The following is a 19,230-nucleotide window of genomic DNA, read 5'->3' as shown; positions in this document are numbered from 1 at the left end:
CGACGACATGGCCAACAGTGGCACCCTGGACCTCAAGCGCGGCGACAGCACCCTGCAGGGACGCCTGCAGGACGGCGCGCTGGAAGGCCCGTTGCGCATCGCCGAGCACGGCCGCCCGCAGGCCAATCTCTTGTATCAGGGTGGCGAGCTGCACGGTTGCAGCAGCCTCTTCCATCCCAACGGCAAGGTCGGCGCGCTCATGCCTTATGTGCGCGGACGCCTGCACGGCGAGGCACGCTTCTACGCTGCCGATGGCGCCCTGCAGCGCAAGGTGATGTACCGCGACGGACTGGTGCATGGCGAGGCCAGTACTTACTTCCCCGACGGTTCGCTGGCGGAGCAGTGCTTCTACCGTGACGGCGTGCAGGAAGGGCCTTACCGGCGCTTCCACGGCAACGGGCAGTTGGCGCACGAGGCGCACTACGCCAAGGGTGCCGCACTTGACGCGCCCTCCACCTATGCCGAGGACGGCCGCCCACTGGAGCCTGACGGCAAGCCAATGTCCCGCCTGCGTTGGTGGTTCAGCGGCAGTGATGCCTGAACCACGGCGAACGCCGGCCTTTCCTCCGCAATCCACCACGACAGCCGCTAAGGAGCACCCCGATGTTTTTCACGCTCGAAGGGGAAATTCTTATCCTGCAGAACAGCCATGGAACTTATCGGGTCAACTGCCGGGAGATCTTGAAATGGCTGCAGGCCGCGACGATCCAGCGGATAGATTTCCTGAAACTGGCGGCGGACTTTCCCGGCTATTCGAAACTCATCTCCGATGAGTCGACGATCCCCGGCTCGAACATCATCATCCCGGCCGAGCGCGCCATTCAGATCAACTCGGCCGGCGACTTCTTCGCCCTGCAGTCCCTCCTAGCAAAAGGCGTGTTCGCCAACTCGAACATCACCCTCATCGTGCCCCGCTGGAACGTGTCGTACAGCATCATGCGCACCCAGCACGGGCTGAACAACATCGACATCAAGCTGGTTTCCAGAGCCAAGTCCCTGGCGCACGGCTCCTACGAGGAAATCATCGAAACGATTCGCCTCAACATCGATTACTTCTGGGACAACGGGCAAGGTGGCCAGATCGAGATGGCGCGAGAAGTGCGCCGGCTGCTGAAAGGGAAGTTCTATGGCGACGAGCAGTCGAAATGGGATGCGCAGTTCATGGAACTCATGGGCAAGGTACTCGGCATCACGCTCGGGGCGGAGGTCATCCGCTCGTTCGTCATGCTGCCCATCGGCATCCTGGTCAATGAGCTGCTCAAGTATGGGGTGATCGATTACGCCAGTTACGCCAACCTCAACATCGAGAAAAAGCACTACAACTGGAAGGGCCAGGTCATTCCCCACTACCACGAGTGCGTGAAAAACGCCTCAGGTCTGAGAAGCGCCGCCGAATACCTATGCACCGACGCGGTGACCGGTACCAATGATCTGAGCGAAGCTCGCAAGGTCGTCAACCACATGATGAAAATCATCGAGCTGTATCTCAACGCGTACTTCAACCATGGCAGGAATGCCAACGCAAAGTACAACCTGGACGCAATCGACTCCGACGCGGCGTTGCTCCATCTCATACAAGAAGTGCTGACGCAGAAGGCACTCTTCTGCATCGCCCTGATCTTCGAAAAGTGGTGACGCGTCGGATCAGGGAATCAGCATCTGCATCTGGCCCGGCATCACGGTCTTGATCACACCCGCCCAGTTGCACATCAAGGTGCCGTTGGCGTCCAGCGCCGGCATACCGCCCAGCAGCAGGGTGGGCGGTCCGCCGGGAATCCACGGGGAGGCTGTGGCCGGTATGCACGGCATCGGCGTGAGCACGCCGAGCGCCGCGGCGGTAGCCGCCGCCACGGTGGGATTGGCCGGGCTGCTGCACATGCCGAAGGGCAGGATGTTCACCAGCGGAATGTGATCCTGGAGATTGGCCGCCGGCATGCCTGCGGTCAGTGTGCGGTTGAGCGGCAGGACGTTGAGCACCGAAGGTGCCAGGCCGAAGCTGCACTGCAGGGTGGCGCCACTGCAAACCTGAGGACATCCCATCGACCTGTCACCCCTGTTGAGTGGCCCGCACTGCCCGCCATGGCGTCCATCGCCGCGCCAGGAGCGTGCGGCTCCTGGCGCGTCAGAGGCGCGTTACTGCACGTTGCCGCTGTCGAGCTGACGCTCCTTCTCGGCCAAACCATTGGCCAGCGTTGCCAGCTTGGTATCGGCCGCGTTGGCCGGCAGCGGATCGACACCGGCCGAGGCGAACACCTGGCCATAGCTGTTGCGCAGTTCGGCATAGGCCAGGTCACGACGCAGGTCCGCCTGCAGTGCATTCAGCTCGCCCTGGATCAGATCCAGATCACCGATGCCCTGTGCCTGGCGGCGATTGCGCAGCTGGCCGACGATCTGGTTGTCCAGGCTGGCCAGCTCCTGGGTGGTGACGAACTGGCGGCGCGCCTCGTTGTAGTTGGCGTTGGCCACGTAGAGCTGTGCCAGAACAGCCATGGACATGGCCTGGCGACGCGCCACGTTGACGTTCTCGCCGGCCTTGGCAACGTCGATGGCCGCCGGAGCAGAGAGGACGTTGAACAGGTTCCAGGTGACCTTCACGCCGTAGTCGGCCCAGCGGTTGTTGACCAGGAAGCTGTTGGAGTCGTAGTGCCCACCGGCGGAGAACTCCAGGCCCGGCAGCAGGCGCAGCATAGCCTTGCGGGTTTCCGCGGCGCTGATGCGCGCCTGGTAATCCTGCTCGCGCAGCTCCGGGCGGCTGGCCAGGGCCTGCTGCTCCAGCTGCTCGATGCCCACTTTCAGCTCGGGCACGTCGTAGCCTTCCGGCGCGGCCAGGGTCAGTTCGGTGCCCAGCGGCAGGTTGATCAGCGTGGCCAGTTCGGTCTTGGCCAGGGACAGCGCGCGGCGCTGCTCTTCCAGCTGGCGGCTGGCCTCGATCAACGCACGCTGGTAGCCCAGCGCCTGGACCGGATCGCCGATGCGCTGCTGGCTCATCTGCTGGCTGTCCTTGCGCGCGCTGTCGACCCGCGCCATCAGGCTGTCGATGCGGTCCAGCAGGCGCTGCGCGGCAACCGCGCGCCAGTAGGCCGAGCGCACGTCCTGGATGATCGTCTGCACGACCTTGCGGCGGCGCTCCTGGACGATCAGGCGCTGGTCGGCCTGCTGCTTGGCGCTGACGTAGCTGACGCCGAAGTCCAGCACGTTCCACACCATGGTCAGGTCGGCGACGTCGCGGTCACGGTCCTGCGAGGTAGAGGGTTCCAGCGACTGGGTGTTGGTCAGTACGCTCTGGCTGCTGGAGGCGCTCTGGTTGTTGCGCCCGGCGTAACCCGCTTCCAGCGCCATGCGCGGCAGCATGTCGAAGGTGGCGAGGTCGAGCTGCCGGCGCGACAGCGCTTCTTCCATCACTTTCAGGCGCGACTCGAGGTTGTATTTCACTGCCCGGGCCATGGCCTCGTGCAGGGTCAGCGCTCCGCTGAGCGGCTCCTGATCCTTGAACATCGCCTGCAGGTCGTCGCGGGCGCGTTGCTCGCTGACGCTGCGATCGATCGGTTGCGTGGTCACGGCGCAGCCACTGACGGCGAGCGCCAACAAGCTGATCCCTAGCATGGTCGTGTGTTTTTTCATCCCTGGCCGTCCCCCTCGTTACGGCTTCGTTCTTCTACTTGTTCTATTTGGCAATGTGGTGTTCAGGAAGCGTCGCGGCCTTGGGCTACCTGCCCCAGCGCCCAGGCCAGCTCACGCAATGGTTGTTGCTCGGACTCGTTGATCTGCTCCAGCTGCTGCGCCAGGCTCGGCGCGCCGAAGACGCCGCGGATGCCCTGGTCGATATCGCCGCTGCGGCGGTCGAAGGCCTTGAGCGGTGTGTTCTCGTCAAAGCCGTCGCGATCGAAGATGCCCGACAGCGTGCTGCTGCCGAATACCCCCCCATCGCCACCGCCGAAACCGAGGAAACCATGGGCGCTGCCATCGCCGAACGAGGCATTGCCGAACACCTGGGCGATGAAGCTCTGCGACGGTGCGCCGTTCTGGATGAAGATGTCGCCCAGCGGCGGCAAGCCGCCCGAACCGTCAGGCTGGAACAGCGACGACGGGATCACCGGCGAGGTGCCTTGCGGCGTGACCACCACCGGCACGTTGGGCTGCAACGGTGTCTGTGACGGCATCGGCGGTACGGGCGGCGTGGTGATGCGGAACTCGGGATCGCCGTCGGAGAGCGAGCCGATCACGTAGCTGTCGCCGCGCAGGGAACTGCCCAGGGCGTTGCCGGCTGCGTCGCGGATGCCGCCGGCATTGACCGTCAGGCCGAGGCTGCCCTGCCCGCTCACGCCGCCGACGGTCACACGGTAGATGCGCGCATCCAGCTGGACCACGGAGAGGATGCTGCCGCTGGCGGAATTGCTGGTCACCAGGGAGAAATCGCCGGCGTCGACACCGCTGACGTCCTCGTCGAAGGTCACCAGGAAGCCCAGGGTATTCGCGCCGGTGGGCGACGGGTCCAGGCGCACCGCGCCAGTGGCCGTGGGAGCGCGCGTATCCACCAGCACGCCATGGCTGTCACCGACGCCATTCAGGGACGGATTCAGGGCATTGCCGGTCGCGTCGTGCAGGGATCCGCCATTGCTGGAAATCCCCACGACCTGGATGCCGTCGCCATCGTTGTCGCCGGCCTGCACGGTGTAGCGGAACACCAGACTGGTGCCGCCCGAGCCGCTGACGTAGTCGGCGAACACGGTGCGCCCGCCCATGTCGATGGCCAGTTTCGGCGAGCCATCCACCAGCACGGCCTCGCTGGTCTGCACCACGAATTCGAGGGTGTCGCCGGCCTTGTGCAGCGCGTTCGGCGGCACACTGACGGCGGTGACGGTCGGCGCATCGCGGTCGATGGCGTACACCGCGCCCGTCAGGCCCCCGCTGATGGGATTGCCCGCCCCGTCGACAATGCCGGTTGCGCTGCCGTTGAGGTTCAGGCCCAGGGTGCCGGTGCCCGACACGCCGCTGATGGTGACCTGGTAGGTACGCGCGTCGATCTGCTGCAGACCGGTCAGGCTGCCCGACGCGGTGCCGGTGCCGACCAGCGCGAAGTCACTGAGGTCGACGCCATTCACGTCTTCGCTGAAGGTCACGGTGTAGCGCACGCTGCCGGCATTGCTCGGGGAAGGGTCGAGCGTGACGATGGCGCTGGGCGTCGGTGCCACGGTATCCACGATGACGCTGCTGGTGGAGCCGACGTTGTTCAGCGTCAGGTCCATGCCGTTGCCGGCCGCATCGCGCAGGGTGGCGCCGTTGGCGGAGAGGCCGGTCACGCTGATGCCATCGGCGTCGTTATCGCCGGCCTGGATGGTGTACTGGAACACCAGCGTCGAGCTGCCGGAGCCGGCGACGTAATCGGCGAATACCGTGGTGCCGCCGATGTCCAGGGCCAGCCGCGGCACACCATTGACCACCACCGCTTCGCTGGCATTGACCACGAAGGTCAGGGTATCGCCGGCGTTGTAGGGAACGCCGACCGGCACGTTGACGCTGCTGACCGTGGGCGCCACGGCATCGACCAGCACGCCGGACGTGCTCGCCACGCTGTTCAGTTGGCCATTGATGGCGTTGCCGACGCCGTCGCGCAAGGTGCCGCCGTTGGCCTGGATGGACGAACCGAGGCCGATACCGTTGGTATCCAGATGACCATTGGCCACCACCAGTCGGAACACCAGGGCGCTGGTGCCGCTGCCACTGAGGTACTGGGCGAAGACGGTGCCGCCGCTGTCGAGGGTCACGGCGATGCGCGGCGTGCCGCCGCTGGTGTCGACGACGACGTTCTCGCTGAAGTTCACCGTGAAGTCGAGGTTCTGTCCCGCCACGTAGCTGCCGTTAGACGGCACGCCGACACTGGTAACCGTCGGCGCGACGCCGTCGATCACGATATCGCTGCGGCCACCGAGGGAGTCCGCGCTGCCCACGGCCGGCAACGTCAGGATCGCCGGGTCGCTGGCGGCGTTGGCCAGCGCCGAGCCGTTGAGCTGCAGGGCGGTCGTGCTCTGGAAATCCAGGTCGGCGCTGACGTCTCCAGCCTGCACGGTGTAGAGGAACGTCAGGGTGTTGGTGCCCGAGCCACTCACATAGATCGCATTGCGATCGACCAGGCCGGTTTCCAGCAACAGGCTGGGAACGCCACCATTGAGATTGACGAAGACCGACTGGTCGAACTGGACAAGCACCAGGATCTGGTCGCCCACCTTGTAGCTGCCATCCGGGTTGCCGGCACTGACGCCGACGATGCGCGGGTTGGGCTGCTCGATGGTAATCAGGATGACGTCGCTGTCGCTCTTTGCCCCACCCGTACCGCTTGCGCCCTGGTCGTTGCTGACGATCTGCAGCGATGCGCCGCCGTGGTAGCCAGGGGTCGGTTGGAACGTCATGCCATTGAGTGCGGCATTGATGTCGGCAAGGCTCCCCGTGAAGGTCATCAAGCCATCGGCGAAACCGCTGCCAACGGTGAACGTCAGGCCGCTGGTACTGCCCAGCGAGACAAGCCCGTTGCTGGCCGTCAGGGTCACCGACAGCGAATTGCCGCTGGCGTCCACGTCGCTGATCGAGATGAGATTGCCCTGGCCGGTGCTGAACACCAGCGTGCCGTTCTGCAGGACAGTCTGGCTGCCCGGCACGGAATTCACCGGTGCGTCGTTCACCTGCACCACATTGAGCGTCACCGTCTTGCTGTCGGTCAGCGCGCCGCCACCGGAATTGCCGTTGTCGTTGATCGTCACCGTCAGGGTGACATTGCTGGTCGCGTCACGCGCCGTCAGGAAGTGCAGGTTTCCACTGGCGATGAAGGTGTTGATATCGCTCAGGCTGCCGGACAACGTCAGTGCGGCGGTCCCGGAGTTGAGCACAGTGACGCCGCCACCGCTGCTGGCACTGAGGGTGCCGTTGGGCACCGAGAAGCTGGCAATCACCACGCCACTGCCGGCATCGACGTCGCTGAAGCTGATGCCGGTCAGGCTGCTGGCGACGTCCTCGGTGACCAGGATCGAGCCGGGCACGCTGGCAACCGGCGCATCGTTCACCGGGGTGACCACTAGGAGCATGCTGGTGCTGGCCGTGGAGACGCTCCCGCTGTCGACGCTGATATTCAGGGTCACGTCGCTCGTGGCGTTGGCCGCCGTGGTGTATGTCACCCGGTGGGCGGCGATGAAGAGGTTGATGGCGCTGAGGCTGCCGGTCAGGGTCAGCGCGGTGGAGGTTCCACCCACGGTCACGCCGCCGCCCGAGATCGCACTCAGGGTGCCGGACCCTACGCTCAGCGTCACGGTGCCGTTGTAGGAGTCGCTATCATTGATGACAATCTGGCTGATCACCGTAGCAACGTCTTCGACGACCTGGGTGCTCGGCGTCGCGGAGATGATCGGCGAGTCGTCGACCGCCGTGATGGTGACGTTGCGAGTCACCGGCGACGAACTCAGGCCGCCGCCGTCGGTAACCTGGAATTCGATACTCCGGGTCGCGGTGGTCGGGGTATCCGACAGGTTGAGGTAGGCGACCGAACTCAATGCCGCCTGCCACTGCGCCAGGGTCGCCTGGTTGCCGGCCGAGTTCAGGTAGAGCACGCCGAGGGAGGCATCCCAGCTGCCGGTGATGTTGCCCATGGTCGCGGCATTGCCGGTGAATACCAGCTGGTCCTCGCCGATATGGAAATTGGTCACGGTCACCTTGGCCCCGGCCAGGTACGGACCGTCCGCATCGGTGATGGTCAGGCCGGAGTCGATGACCACGGGCGTGGAGTCAACGTTGTTACCCTCGACCCACGACGTGCTGCCGGAGCTGCCGGTCACGCTCGGCGCGTCGTTGATGGCGGTGACGGTGACGCTGGCGGTATCGCTGGCCACGGAGAACGGCGTGGCGCCGCCGGTGCTGGAGGCGTCCACCTTGAAGCCCTGCTGGCCGGCAGTGGTACCGCTCTGGTCCCAGGCTTTGAAAGTGAAGCTGGCCGTGGTGCCATTGACGCCATCGGGCAGGAAGCGCACCCGGTCGCTGCTGCGCAGCAGCAACGCATTGGCGGCGGAGACCCCTCCCACATTCTGCCAGCTGGCGCCACCGTCCACGCTGTACTGCCAGGTGCCGAGGCCCGAGTTCAGATCGGTGAGGGCGATGCCTTGCATCGCCCCGCTGTCCACATCGCTGACATGGCCAGTGATGAAGCTGGAAACCGCCTGGCCGACGTTGTTGATGTCGCCGTCGGTGAGCCCGTTCAGGGTCGGCGCGATCGGGATCAGTACCGGCGCATCGTTGACATTGCTGACCTGAATCGACGCCTGCGCGGTCCCGGTCGAGAACGCCGTGGTGCCTCCGTTGGTGGTGGTATCGGCGGTACTGCGCGTACCAGTGGTGGACGCGTTGCCGAGGCTGGTATCCCAGGCGCGGAAGCTCAGCGTCGCGGCTTCGCCATTGCGCCCATCCGGCACGTAGCGCAACTGGGTAGTGAAAGACAGCAGCAGCGCACTGGTATTGGATACCGCACCGATGTCGGTCCAGGTCGCGCCGTCGGTGGAGTACTGCCAAGTGCCGTTGCCGCTGGTGGCCGTCAGGGCGATGCCGCTGTCGGGGCCGTCGGCATCGGCGTAGCTCAGGCCGGCCAGCAGGTTGCCGACCGTCCTTACCTGCGAGGTCAGATCTTCGCTGGTACCGGTCCAGGTGTAGGGTCCGCCCGACAGGGTCGGCGCATCGTTCACCGCGGCGATCGACACCTGGGTGCTGGCGACATTGGAATCGGCGCCGCTGCTGTCGGTGACGACGAAGGTGATTTGCCGGGAAGTGTCGGTGCCGCCCAAGGTCGGGTCGTTCGAAAGGGAAGAGAAACTCACCGAGCGCAGCGTGGCCTGGAGCGCCGCCGCATTGCCGGAACCCGTGATCGTCAGGACGCCGGTGGCGCCATTGTAGGTGGCGGAGAATCCGTTCAGATTGCCGATGTTCAGGATATCGCCGCTGCGCACGTCGCTGATCGTGACCGTGGCCTTGAGGAAGCTGTTGCCATCATCCGCCAGCATCAGGCCGGAATTGAGCACTGCGTCGGCGCCCTTCTCGGTGTAGCTGACCACGCTGTTGGCCGGCGACAGTATGGGGGCATCGTTGGTGGCGACCAGGGTGAGCGTCACGTTGGAGGACACGCTGGTGCCGCCGTCGCCGTCGGAAATGCTCACGCTGATGGTGCGCAGTGCTTCAGACGGGTTGAATCCATTGGTGTTCCGGTAGATCAGGTTGCGTACCAGCGCCTGCGCTGCTGCGGCGGTGGCGCTGGAGTTGAAGGTGACCACCAGGTCGTTGTTGTAGGTGCCGCCGGTGTAGGTACCGATGACCACGCCACCATAGAGGACGTTGGAGCCGGCCACGGCTATCTGGCCTGCACCGGTGCCTTGGTTGCGGATGCCCAGGACATCCTCCAGTGTGCTTCTGCCGGAGGAGATGGACACGAGCAACTGGCCGCCATCGAAGTTCGCCGAGTCGCTGTCGCTCACCGTGGCCGTGCCCCCCGCATCGATCAGCGTGTCGGCGCTGCCCTCGGTGTAGCTCGTGGTCTTGCCGTTGAGCCCGCCCAGCACCGGGTCGGCATTGGGCCCCTTGAGGTCAGTCAGGATGACCTGCTGCAGGTCGATGTTGGCAACCGACGTGCTGCCGGAAAGGTTGGTGACCCGCACGGTGAAGGCGCTGATGTCGTTGAACTGCGCGCTATCGATATTGATAGTCAGCGGGCCCTGCGCCCCCTGGTACTCAAAGGACTGGGTGACTGTGACGCCCCCGGAAACCGCACTGAAATCCAGCCGGTAGTGGCCGCCGAAGCTCTGGATCACCATGCCGTCCAGGTCGAACTTGCCGAGGTCGACGTTATCCGCGGTCCAGGTCAGCTGGTAGTAATAGTTGTTGTCCCCGTCGAGCGCGGGACTCGTGCTGTAGTAGATCGAGTTCGGCGAGCTTGCCCGGGTAGCCCCCGTGGATTCGCTGAGGGTGAAACCATCCACCGTGTTGCCGCCGGTGTTGTTGGTCCAGTAGGTGTTGCTCAATGACTGGGTCGCCGAGGGCAGCGCCAGCAGGTCGGCATAGTCGGGCCCGCTGTCGGAAGCCCAGGGACGCTGCGTCTCGATGCTGCCGGTGTGGGCTTCCAGCGTCCAGTTGCCGCCCAGCGCGGCGGCGCCGGTGCGGTCGGTGGATGCCGCCACGTCGGCGCGGGTGAGTGCCGACAATTGCTGCAACAGCACGTCGCCAGAGCCCTTGGCCACGTCGCAACCGTAGATGAGGATATCGCCGTCGGCGTCCAGGCTGTCGCCGATGGCGGACAGCTCCGCGGCCTTGCTGGCCAGGTTGTCGGCGCTGAGTACGGTGCTGCCCAGGTGTACCTCGCCCTCTTCGCCGTGGCTGAGGATATGGATGGCGTCGATGCCACTGCGGCCATTGAGGTATTGGGCGATCTGCTGCAGGCCGTCCTTGTTGCCGTCGAGCACCACCACTTCGGTGCCCGGTTTCAGGTTGGCGACCAGTTGCTGGTAGTTGGCGACCTTGCTGTCGACGAACACCACTTCATGGCGTTGATCGCTGGTGGCGGCGGGAGCAGCGGCAAGGCTGTCGTGGGAAGGTTGATCGGTGGGCGTGCTGTCCTTGCCGGCGGGATGATCGACGCTCTGGCTGGCGGCCGCATCGGCGACGGTGGCGGCAACCGCGCCGTCGAACATCATCCTGGCTTCGAGACTGAAGGCCAGTGGGGAGCGCAGGGCGCCGGACTGATGCTTGCGAACGGCCGACGACCTAAACCAATGCCTGAACATATGGCCTCCTCCCTGAGAGCACACGCACACAGCCGTACCGCCCCGGTACAGCGACTGCAAGCTGGCAAATTGTTATTGGATTGATCTCGCCATAATGCCTGAAGGCAAAGTGCCGTCAATGGCCAGATCGCCGGAAAGCGACGTTATTTCGCTCGATGGGCGAGCAAGAAAAAAGCCGACCGACTTCCGTGCGGATTTCGTCTATGGTTCCTGGCGGCCCGATCGCCCGGGGATTGGTCGACGGGTCGTGTCTTCCGTGATGACGCAATAACAACTCAAAATTAGGGAAATGATCATGAGTGACCAGTCTTACCTCGGCTCGATCAGCGGCTGGGCCCCGAACTTCGCACCGCGCAACTGGGCGTTCTGTCAGGGACAGACCATCAGCATCCAGCAGAACAACGCCTTGTACTCGCTGTTGGGGACTACTTACGGCGGCAACGGCCAGTCCACTTTCTGCCTGCCCAACCTGCAGGGGCGCACACCTATCGGCGCGGGCCAGTCGCCGGGCACGTCCTTCTATGCGCTGGGCGCCAGCAGCGGCTCGGAGAGCGTCATCCTGACCAACGCCCAGATGCCGGCCCACACGCACGTCGCCGTCGCTACCGTCAGCGCCTCGCTGCCGACCAGTACCGCAGCCGCCAGCTCGGCCGCGCCCGCCGCCAACCAGGTACTGGCGGCCGCCAATGGCAGCGACGGCCGCGACACGGTCGACGTGAAGATCTACGCGCCGGCACCGGGTTCGGTGGACCTGGCGCTGTCCAGTTCGGCGACGGTCAACGTCCAGGCGGCCGGTGGCAACCAGCCCATTTCCATCGTGCAGCCGTTCCAGGTGATCAACTACATCATCTGCATGAACGGGGTCTTCCCCTCCCGCAACTGACGACTCGAGGAGCACCGTATGGATTTCGAAAGCTACATGGGCGTCGTTGCACCGTTTGCCGGCAACTTCGCGCCGCGCAACTGGATGACCTGCATCGGCCAGACCCTGGGCATCACGCAGAACCAGGCGCTCTACGCGCTGCTGGGCACGACCTATGGGGGAAACGGTGTCAACACCTTCTGCCTGCCCAACCTCGGCGGGCGTGCCGGCATCGGCCAGGACTACACCAACTACCCACTGGGGGGAGTGGCCGGAACAGAGCAGATCAACCTGCTCTCCACCAACCTGCCGATCCACACCCACACCGCCACCGCCGAGGCCACCGTACTGCTACAGAAGTCCAGCGATGCCGCCAGCGCCAGCCAGGCAACGACCAGCGATACACTGGCGCAGGCGGTGGCCACCAAAGGGCGTGACACCGTCGCGGTGAAGATCTACGGCCCCGCTCCGGGTACGGTGCAGATACCGGCGCAGACACAACTTGGCGTGCAACTGGCCCTGACTGGGAACAACCTGCCGGTCAGCGTGATGCAGCCCTACCTGGCGCTGACTCAGTGCATCTGCGTGTACGGGCAGTACCCAAGCCGCAACTGATCCGTCCGGCCCGCTGCCAGGCCCTAGTTGAACAGGGCCTGGTAGTGGCGCTGGCCGTCGCCGGTTGCCGGCAGGGGCGCCAGGTACAGTTCGTAATCGCGCCCACTCGTGCTGCTCAGACGGTAGTGAGCCTCGAGCAACAGCACGCTCATCGGCGTGGTGAAGATCAGCGCGAATGGCGTACGGAAACCACCGCCCACCGCGCGCCCCTCGATCACGTTATGCAGGGTCAGCTGGACCGGGTCGGGAACGGTGTGCGCGGTGAACACCTGGCCGAGTTCGGTGCTGAATGCCTGTGCCGTGAGGCCCTGGATTTCGACGAGCATGTGGTCACTCCCTGATCGTTGGATGACAGGCATCGGCCTGCGAAGCTGAGGAAATTACAGCAGCCCATGAGCGAGATAAAGACCTGTTTCGAACCCCGTCGCCGCGCCGCCGAGGATGCCGACGGCCCCTGGCTGAAGCGACTCTTCGCGCAACTGCGTGGCCTCGACCAGACGCTGATCGACGCCTGTCCCGGCCTGCTCGAACAGCAATGGCAACTGCAACAGCGCATCTTCGCCAGCGACTACCCCGCGGCTCGCACCGAGCTGATCCTGCTCGGCGACGAACCGATCGGCGTGCTGACCCTCGACGAGAACCCAGGCCGCCTGCGCATCGTGGAGATCGGCCTGGATGCGCGGCATCGCGGACAGGGCGTGGGCGAACGTCTGCTGCGCGAGGTCGTCGCCTACGCCGACCGCCAGGGCAAGGCGCTGGAACTGGCGGTCATGCGCCACAATCCCGCGGTGCGTCTCTATCAGCGCCTTGGTTTCCAGACGCTGCAAGGCGCGCCGGATGACGCGCAATGGCACATGCGCCGCGCGCCCTCTCAGCCGACCTGAAGCCCACGCAGCGCCTCCAGCGCCCGGTACGGCGCCTCGGCCCAACGGGCAATCGAGTCGCGCAACAGCGGCGAGGCGGAATCTCGCTTGTCCTGCGAATCCGCCACGAATGCCTCGGTCGGGCGCTTGGCATTGCGCTCGCTGGCCGCCCTGGCCAGCTCGACCTGGTTCGCAGTCAACCGCAGGCACTCACGCAGCCGACCGCCGAGTACCTGCGGCAACTCCTCATAAGCCACCGCCAGCCCACCGTGCTCCTGGCATGCCTCGACCGCCAGCGCCAACAGCCGCCCCAGGCGCCGGGCGATGTACTCCTCGCGCGGAGCCACCGGCTCGTCGGCCAGGTTCAGCGGCGAAGGCCCCAACTGGCCGGGAATCATCTGCATACCCGGCATCCGCAGGTGCGACGCGGCGATTTCCAGCGGATCGCGGTAAAGGAACAGCCACGGAGTATCGGGAAAGCAGCGGCGCAACAGCGGTAGTTCGAAGAGATTCCACGCATCGAGTTTGACCACCAGATGCTCCGCTCGCGGCCCGGCGTTCTGTGCCAGCGCCGACAGCATCGCGGTAACCGCCGCCTCCTGCCTGCCCTCCTCCCACTCGTGCGAATAGTGACTGCGCAGCAGGCTATCCAGCGGGCCGGGTTCGGACAGCACCAGGTGACTGTCGAGTCCAGCGAGCATCTGCGCCAGCAGCGTGGAGCCGCAGCGCGACGCATGAAAGACCAGCAGGCTCGGCGCCAGCCCCGGGCTCACGCGCTGCCAGTCGAACAACTCCGCCAATCCCGTCTCGCGGCGAAACGCCAGGTTGAAGGGCAGGCGCAGAGCCTGCTCCACGTCGTCATGGAAGAACGGCCGGGTCAGGCGCTGCTCGCCGAACCAGCACCAGTCCAGGCGCCAGTCCCGCGCCTCGCGCCAGGCGCGGATGGGCCGCCAGCCACGGAATTCCGCTGTCTGCGTCAGGCTCGCCATTGATTGCTCCAGGCCTGCCGGGCGCGGCGCATCGCGGTACGCACCTCGGCGTCAGAAAAATGCAGATCACGGGCAGCGCCCAGTGCAACCACCCGCTCGACGAAGGCATGGGTGTCGGTGAGCGAGCGCAACGTCTGAGTCAGATCGGCGTCCTGCGCCACCAGCGCGCGAAAGCACTCGAAGGCAAGCCCGGCTCGGCCCGGACGCAGGATGGGCGTCTCCGCCAGCCCCTGTTCGACGAGCGCCAGCAGCCAGTCGTTGCGCTGGCAGTCCAGCACCAGGTGAATGCGCTCGCCGGGGCCGGGGTTGTCGACTCGGTGCGGGCGAGCGAGGTCGATGAACCAGCATTCGCCGGGGCGCATCGGCACCTGCAGCCCATCGACGAGGAACTCCACGCCCTCCGCGCTCAGCAACGGCAGGTGCAGGCGGAGGTCGCTGTCCGCCAGCCCCAGGTCCGGATCGCAATGCTCATGGATTCGCGAGCCGGCGCCCAGGCGCAGTAGTCGCGCGCTGCGTATCGACGTGCGAAAGGCGCCCAGCGCGGCCTGCCAGGCCGCGCTGCGTTCGAGCAGGCCGGTGGCCAGCGGCGCGCCCTGCCCTGGCGCCAACGGCAAGGGCGCGTCTTCGGGCGTGATCAGCGCCACGCCGCTCCAGTCGCCCTCGTAGAAACCCGTGTTGAAATGCCGCTGCCAGGCCGCCTCGTCGATGGCTGACAGTGCATCGAGCAACGGCTGCAACGGGATATCCAGCCCCAGCCGGGAACAACGTGGCAACGATGCTGCGCTCATGGAACCGTCCTTGCTCCGTGAAGAGTTACCGCTTCAGAAACCGCTTTCCCTCACACCCAACGCCGCCAGCCGACGCCATGCGAGCCCCAGGATCGACTGCCCGCTGCCGTCGAGCACCACCATGCCGCGCAGCGGTTGGGCCAGCTGCGGCGGCGCCTCGCTCAGGCTCAGGCGCACTCCGTACTGTGCCTGGACCGGCTCGGCGCGTTGCTGGGCATCTCGGCGCACGGCGATCGGGCCATGATGATCGGAGCTCAGCGCTTCCAGTTCGAGGAAGACCGCGCCGTTGGCATCCACCTCGTCCAGGCGCACCGGCAATGCCGGGCGTGCCGGGTCATCGGCGATGAAGCGGCCTTGTGCGCCGTCCTGCACGCGCCACAGGTCCGCCTCGGCCAGATAGCCGCGCAAGCGCAGGCCCGGCTCCACCACGCGCACCAGTACGTCGGCCGGTTTCAGCCAGCGACCGGGCGTCAGATCGGGCAGCAGATCGCGCACCACGCCGTCCTGCGGCGCGTGAAGTTGCAGGCGTTGGCGCTGTGCGGCAAGCCCTCGGTACTGGGCGACCGATTCGGCCAGGCGCTGTTCGAGGATTCCGACGTCGGACGCCGTCTCGCTACGCCCGGCCTGCCGGCGCAACTGCAATTGCAGCAGGTCGATCTCGCGGCGAACGATGAGCTGCTTGGCTTCCAGGTCCGGCGACGTCAGCTCCAGCAGCAACTCGCCCTGCACCACCGACTGGCCGTCTTGCACCAGCACCCGGCTGACCTGCGCGGCCACGGGCGCATGCAGCGCGGCGGCACGCGTCGCCTCCAGCATCGCCGGCACTTCGACGGAACTGCGCCAGGGCAGTACCAGCAGCGCCAGGACAGCGAGCAGCGCGCCCCCGAGCAGGACGACCTTCCCGGGCGCCGCCTGTTCGCGACGCTGCCACCATTCGCGCAGCTCCCGCCAGATCGGCAGGCCGATGAACCAGACCAGCTCCACCAGCATCAGGAAGATGCCGAGCAGCTTGAAGAACAGGTGGTAGACCGCCAGGGCGATGCCGAAAAACAGCACCGCGCGCCAGATCCACGAGCCGTAGCCCCAGACCAGCAGGCGCCGGCGCAACGTCGGTGGCCAGGGTTCGGGCATCGGCTCGCCATAGCCGAACAGCGCCTCGCGCAGCCGCCAGCGGCACAGCGCGAAGGCGCGGGCCTGGAGGTTCTCCACGCCGAGCAGATCGGTGAGCAGGAAGTAGCCGTCGAAACGCATGAAGGGATTGAGGTTCACCAGCACGGTGGTGATCCAGGTCGCGCTGGCGAGCATGAACGCCGAGGTGCGCAAGGGCCCATCGGGCAGCAGCGACCAGGCCAGCAGCGCCAGCACCGCCAGCACCAGTTCGGCGAGCACGCCGCCAGCGCCGATCAGCAGCCGCGAGCGCCGGTCGCTCACGCGCCAGGCGTCGCTGACGTCGGTGTAGAACATCGGCAACATCACCATGAACGCCAACCCCATGCTCTGCACGCGGCAGCCGGCACGCTTGGCCATGAACGCATGGCCGAACTCATGGCAGAGCTTGGCGAAGGTCAGCGCCACCCCGAAAGCCAGGGCCCCGCCCAGGCTGAACAGGTGCGGGAAGGTCGCCAGGAAGCGCTGCCAGTCGCGTGCGACGAGGAACAGGCCGAGGATGAAGACCAGCGGCAATCCGCGCCGCAGCATCCATGGGCCGTGGCGCTGCAACAGCGGCCAGGCACGGTTGAGGAAGGCGTCCGGGCGCCACAACGGAATACGGAAGAACAGGTACTGGTGCAGCACCTTCTGCCAAAGGCTCTGACGTTGCAGCGCGGCCTTCTGCCCATAGCTGGCACGCTGCTCAGCGTCCAGGGCGGCAATCAGATCGTGCCCACGCAGGAAGCGCAGGAACTCCTCCAGTTGCTCCGCACCCAACGGTTCGCCGGTTTCCGCGTTGGCCGCGCCCAGCACCCGCTGCGGATCGCCCAACGCCCAGTGGCGCAGCAATCGGACGGCGGCGGCACCGAGCTTGAAGTAGCGCCCGCGCAACGGATCGGCCAGCGTCCATTGCGGCGCCCCGTCCAGCCCCGGGGCGGCCGGCGATAACTGCAGGTCCGGGCGCAGCGCCGGCAGCATCACAGCCCCAGGCTCTGGCGCGCGGCGGCCAGTGGGCGCCGCAGCAGGTAGTAGGCCAGCGGGGCGCGATCGCCGTACAGCTTGGCGGTGCCGCGCAGGCCGATGCGCGGCGGCGCCTCGTCGAACGCCGCATCCAGCCGGTACGCCAGTTGCCCGGCAGCGGTGGACTGCGCCTCGTAGGCGGCGCGCTCCAGGCGCGCGTCGTGGCGACGCAACGGATCACTGTCGAGTAGCAGCACCACTTCGGAGCCGGGCTCCAGGGCAATGGCGTCGCCCACCGCCAGGTCGATGCGCAACTCGGCCCGGTGCGGATCAGCCAATGCCATCAGGCGCTCGCCGGTCTGCACCGGCTTGCCGGTCCAGCGTTCGGCGTCGGCGAACACCGCGATGCCATCGCGCGGTGCCCGCACCTCGGCACGGGCCAGCAGGTCGCGGGCGTAATCGCGCTCGGCGCGCTTCTGTTCGACGCGCGCGGCCAGCAGATCGACCTTGGAGCCGGACTCGGCATCGGAGAAAGCCCGTTGCGAATTAGTCTTCAGCTCGGCCTCGGCCACGCCGAGCGAGCGCTCGGCCACATCGGCCTGGGCTTGCAATGAGGTAGCGTCGAAGCGCACCAGCAGGTCGCCCGCCTTCACCGGCTGGTTGGGCTTGACCAGCACCTGCTGGATGACCCCGTCCAGTGGCGCGGCGATCACCTGGCCGTCCAGTGGCACCACCTCGGCCGGCGCCAGTACCGATTGCCGTACCGGCATGAGCAGCAACAGGCAGAGCGCGCCGGCGATCATCAGCAGCTTTTTCTTCGGCCAGCGCATCCGCCAGGGCTTGCGCGGCTGCAGGGATTTCCAGGCATGGGCGTAGGCATCGCCCAACTGCACCAGGAGTGCCTGTTCGGCGTCGCCCCAGGGCTGTTCGCGGGCCAGCCAGAGACCGCCGAACGGCGCACCCTGGCGGTCGGCCAGCGGCAACCAGAACACGTCCCCGGCGGACAACGCCTGCCAGTCCGCCTGCGCCTGCGCACCCAGCAACTGGAAGTCGATGCGCTGCGGCTTGCTCAGCGCATCGTGTTTCTGCAACTGGGCACAGGCCTGCTCGACGAAGGCCACGAAGGGCGCGTTGGGCTCCACGACACTGATGCCGGTGAGCGCCTGAACCTTGCCCGAAACCAGCAACGCCGCATGGCGATAGCCGAACAGCAATTGCCCGTCGTTGACGATGTGGTAGGCCAGCTGCTCGACCGTGCTGGCGGCGCGAGCCTGGCGCTCCAGCTCGAGGAACTGAGCGAAGACCCGCTCGGCCAGGCCTACCTGCGGCGCGTTCATGGCGTCTCCGCGAAGCGCGCGGTACCACTCATGCCCGCCAGCAGGCCCTTGGTGTCCGCCGGCAGCGAGGCGATCAGCGGCAGCATCTGGCTGCCCTCGTCGATCCGCGCTCCCAGGCGCTTGATCTCGACCTGCAAGGCCTGGCCGGTTTCATCGGGAACGAAGGAGAAGGACTGCCCCACTTTCAGGCGCGAGACCCAGCGCGAGGGCACCAGCAGGCGAATCTCCAGGCTGCGGTTGTCGACGATCTCCAGCAGAGGCGCGCCACCGGCGACGCTTTCGAACGGCTGGGCCTTGCGCTGCACGATCTGGCCATCGAAGGGCGCCACCAGCGAGCAGCGGCGCACCTGGACCTGGTAGACCTGCGCCTGCGCCTGCGCTTCGGACAGCTTGGCCTCGGCCAGCGCGACCTCGAAGCGCCCCACGGAATTGAGTGCAGCCAGTTGGCGATTGTGCGCGAGCTGCTCGCCGGCAGCCTTCGCGCCGGCCTGGGCGGCGTTCAACTGGGCCTGATAGGCGGAGCAATCGAAACGCACCAGCACATCGCCCTTGCGGAAGGACTGTCCTTCGGCGAACGGCATCTCCAGGATGCGCCCGGACAGCTCGCTGGACAGCATCGCCTGGTCCCGCGCGCGCAGGATGCCGCGCACCTCGCCGGCCGTGCCGGAGGACGGCGGACTCGACAGCAGCGGATCCTCCTGCACGGGCTCGGCGGCATGGGCCGCACCCGCCAGATACAGCGACAACCCCAGCCAAATCCCTTTATGCATTGTTTGCTCTCCCCGGCAGATCGCCGGAGTCTACGGGAGTCCAGCGCTATCGGAAATTGGCTACAGAAGATTTCCTCCGTAAGCTTGGTGACCGC

General features: G+C 66.2%; 14 protein-coding genes. 5 read left to right on the top strand and 9 right to left on the bottom strand.

Translation table 11 applies throughout. From position 1 onward, the window contains the following. Positions 1-7 precede the first annotated feature (7 nt). Both JVX91_RS17260 and JVX91_RS17255 read left to right on the top strand, forming a co-directional pair. Positions 8-541 (top strand): toxin-antitoxin system YwqK family antitoxin, encoded by a 534-nt coding sequence (locus JVX91_RS17260; RefSeq protein WP_205335416.1) that lies wholly within the window; start codon positions 8-10, stop codon positions 539-541. A gap of 62 nt (positions 542-603) precedes the next feature. After that, entirely contained in the window at positions 604-1,635 is a 1,032-nt protein-coding gene (locus tag JVX91_RS17255) for a hypothetical protein (protein WP_205335415.1), read from the top strand. A 9-nt stretch (positions 1,636-1,644) separates the two neighbouring features. On the opposite strand, the gene JVX91_RS17250 is transcribed toward JVX91_RS17255, so the two are convergent. The 3 genes from JVX91_RS17250 to JVX91_RS17240 all read right to left on the bottom strand — a co-directional run bounded on the left by JVX91_RS17250 (position 1,645) and on the right by JVX91_RS17240 (position 10,712). Further along, positions 1,645-2,040 carry a DUF4280 domain-containing protein gene (locus tag JVX91_RS17250; protein WP_205335414.1) on the bottom strand — a complete coding sequence of 132 codons (396 nt, stop codon included), beginning with the start codon at positions 2,038-2,040 and terminating at the stop codon, positions 1,645-1,647. 93 nt (positions 2,041-2,133) lie between these two features. Next, positions 2,134-3,621, bottom strand: coding sequence for a TolC family protein (locus JVX91_RS17245; protein ID WP_205335413.1), 1,488 nt, complete (start codon positions 3,619-3,621; stop codon positions 2,134-2,136). Between the two features lie 62 nt (positions 3,622-3,683). After that, positions 3,684-10,712: a DUF4347 domain-containing protein gene (locus tag JVX91_RS17240; protein ID WP_240201610.1), complete on the bottom strand. Its 7,029-nt coding sequence runs from the start codon at positions 10,710-10,712 to the stop codon at positions 3,684-3,686. A 385-nt stretch (positions 10,713-11,097) separates the two neighbouring features. Between JVX91_RS17240 and JVX91_RS17235 the strand changes: the two genes are divergently transcribed. Together JVX91_RS17235 and JVX91_RS17230 are read left to right on the top strand one after the other, a co-directional pair. Further along, positions 11,098-11,685: a tail fiber protein gene (locus tag JVX91_RS17235; protein ID WP_205335411.1), complete on the top strand. Its 588-nt coding sequence runs from the start codon at positions 11,098-11,100 to the stop codon at positions 11,683-11,685. A gap of 18 nt (positions 11,686-11,703) precedes the next feature. Next, entirely contained in the window at positions 11,704-12,279 is a 576-nt protein-coding gene (locus JVX91_RS17230; RefSeq protein WP_205335410.1) for a tail fiber protein, read from the top strand. A gap of 23 nt (positions 12,280-12,302) precedes the next feature. On the opposite strand, the gene JVX91_RS17225 is transcribed toward JVX91_RS17230, so the two are convergent. Further along, positions 12,303-12,605: a hypothetical protein gene (locus JVX91_RS17225; RefSeq protein ID WP_205335409.1), complete on the bottom strand. Its 303-nt coding sequence runs from the start codon at positions 12,603-12,605 to the stop codon at positions 12,303-12,305. 66 nt (positions 12,606-12,671) lie between these two features. Between JVX91_RS17225 and JVX91_RS17220 the strand changes: the two genes are divergently transcribed. Beyond that, complete coding sequence (locus JVX91_RS17220; protein WP_205335408.1) at positions 12,672-13,163, top strand: GNAT family N-acetyltransferase; 492 nt, start codon at positions 12,672-12,674, stop codon at positions 13,161-13,163. Here the strand turns inward: JVX91_RS17220 and JVX91_RS17215 are convergent. The 5 genes from JVX91_RS17215 to JVX91_RS17195 are packed head-to-tail and all read right to left on the bottom strand — an operon-like array spanning position 13,151 to position 19,135. Further along, positions 13,151-14,131: a sulfotransferase family protein gene (locus tag JVX91_RS17215; protein ID WP_205335407.1), complete on the bottom strand. Its 981-nt coding sequence runs from the start codon at positions 14,129-14,131 to the stop codon at positions 13,151-13,153. The two genes, JVX91_RS17220 and JVX91_RS17215, sit on opposite strands and share 13 nt — an antisense overlap. Then, complete coding sequence (locus JVX91_RS17210; RefSeq protein ID WP_205335406.1) at positions 14,119-14,919, bottom strand: aspartyl/asparaginyl beta-hydroxylase domain-containing protein; 801 nt, start codon at positions 14,917-14,919, stop codon at positions 14,119-14,121. Before JVX91_RS17210 ends, JVX91_RS17215 begins: the two co-directional genes overlap by 13 nt. Before the next feature lie 33 nt (positions 14,920-14,952). Beyond that, positions 14,953-17,049 (bottom strand): HlyD family efflux transporter periplasmic adaptor subunit, encoded by a 2,097-nt coding sequence (locus JVX91_RS17205; protein WP_205335405.1) that lies wholly within the window; start codon positions 17,047-17,049, stop codon positions 14,953-14,955. Further along, positions 17,046-18,365, bottom strand: coding sequence for an HlyD family efflux transporter periplasmic adaptor subunit (locus JVX91_RS17200; protein WP_205335404.1), 1,320 nt, complete (start codon positions 18,363-18,365; stop codon positions 17,046-17,048). The genes JVX91_RS17205 and JVX91_RS17200 overlap by 4 nt, the downstream gene beginning before the upstream one ends. Next, complete coding sequence (locus tag JVX91_RS17195; RefSeq protein ID WP_205335403.1) at positions 18,362-19,135, bottom strand: efflux RND transporter periplasmic adaptor subunit; 774 nt, start codon at positions 19,133-19,135, stop codon at positions 18,362-18,364. Before JVX91_RS17195 ends, JVX91_RS17200 begins: the two co-directional genes overlap by 4 nt. Positions 19,136-19,230 lie beyond the last annotated feature (95 nt).

This window comes from Pseudomonas sp. PDNC002 (genome assembly GCF_016919445.1).
Lineage (GTDB): Bacteria > Pseudomonadota > Gammaproteobacteria > Pseudomonadales > Pseudomonadaceae > Pseudomonas.
Note: the sequence above shows the minus strand (reverse complement) of the source record. Positions and strands in the feature narration are given on the sequence as shown.

What these genes read in the sequence shown, in the direction of transcription:
- JVX91_RS17260 (WP_205335416.1), top strand. Translation starts at nt 8, where the DNA reads ATGGCCAACAGTGGCACCCTGGACCTCAAGCGCGGCGACAGCACCCTG.
- JVX91_RS17255 (WP_205335415.1), top strand. Translation starts at nt 604, where the DNA reads ATGTTTTTCACGCTCGAAGGGGAAATTCTTATCCTGCAGAACAGCCAT.
- JVX91_RS17250 (WP_205335414.1), bottom strand. Translation starts at nt 2,040, where the DNA reads ATGGGATGTCCTCAGGTTTGCAGTGGCGCCACCCTGCAGTGCAGCTTC.
- JVX91_RS17245 (WP_205335413.1), bottom strand. Translation starts at nt 3,621, where the DNA reads ATGAAAAAACACACGACCATGCTAGGGATCAGCTTGTTGGCGCTCGCC.
- JVX91_RS17240 (WP_240201610.1), bottom strand. Translation starts at nt 10,712, where the DNA reads ATGATGTTCGACGGCGCGGTTGCCGCCACCGTCGCCGATGCGGCCGCC.
- JVX91_RS17235 (WP_205335411.1), top strand. Translation starts at nt 11,098, where the DNA reads ATGAGTGACCAGTCTTACCTCGGCTCGATCAGCGGCTGGGCCCCGAAC.
- JVX91_RS17230 (WP_205335410.1), top strand. Translation starts at nt 11,704, where the DNA reads ATGGATTTCGAAAGCTACATGGGCGTCGTTGCACCGTTTGCCGGCAAC.
- JVX91_RS17225 (WP_205335409.1), bottom strand. Translation starts at nt 12,605, where the DNA reads ATGCTCGTCGAAATCCAGGGCCTCACGGCACAGGCATTCAGCACCGAA.
- JVX91_RS17220 (WP_205335408.1), top strand. Translation starts at nt 12,672, where the DNA reads ATGAGCGAGATAAAGACCTGTTTCGAACCCCGTCGCCGCGCCGCCGAG.
- JVX91_RS17215 (WP_205335407.1), bottom strand. Translation starts at nt 14,131, where the DNA reads ATGGCGAGCCTGACGCAGACAGCGGAATTCCGTGGCTGGCGGCCCATC.
- JVX91_RS17210 (WP_205335406.1), bottom strand. Translation starts at nt 14,919, where the DNA reads ATGAGCGCAGCATCGTTGCCACGTTGTTCCCGGCTGGGGCTGGATATC.
- JVX91_RS17200 (WP_205335404.1), bottom strand. Translation starts at nt 18,365, where the DNA reads ATGAACGCGCCGCAGGTAGGCCTGGCCGAGCGGGTCTTCGCTCAGTTC.
- JVX91_RS17195 (WP_205335403.1), bottom strand. Translation starts at nt 19,135, where the DNA reads ATGCATAAAGGGATTTGGCTGGGGTTGTCGCTGTATCTGGCGGGTGCG.